Source organism: Halomonas sp. SIMBA_159, assembly GCF_046536035.1.
Taxonomy (GTDB): domain Bacteria; phylum Pseudomonadota; class Gammaproteobacteria; order Pseudomonadales; family Halomonadaceae; genus Vreelandella; species Vreelandella venusta_A.
Genome location: NZ_JAWJBT010001144.1, coordinates 1 through 251 on the forward strand (window position 1 = coordinate 1; position 251 = coordinate 251).

1 protein-coding gene is annotated in these 251 nt (G+C 67.7%); it reads left to right on the top strand.

What is annotated here, in order from left to right; translation table 11 throughout:
• Positions 1-201 (top strand): hypothetical protein (locus R0J87_RS22845; RefSeq protein WP_498889219.1); only part of this gene is annotated, 201 nt, incomplete at its 5' end.
• Between the last annotated feature and the right edge of the window lie 50 nt (positions 202-251).

Here is a 251-nt window from a genome sequence, read left to right on the forward strand (position 1 = left end):
TGCGGAGGCGGCGCTCTCGCCGCATCGCTCGCCGACGAGATCGACCGGCTCGTGCTGAAGCGGCAGCCCCTGCTCTTCGGATCGGGCATCCCGCTGTTCGGCGAGCGCCCGTATCGCCCCGAACGCTTCGACATCGTCGAGACGGTCGCCTACGAAAGCGGCGTCGTCTTCACCGAGCTGAAGCGTCGTCGCGAGGGGTGACGCTGCCGCGGACCGGGTGCTAGCATTATGCTGTCAGGAGGCAGACATGG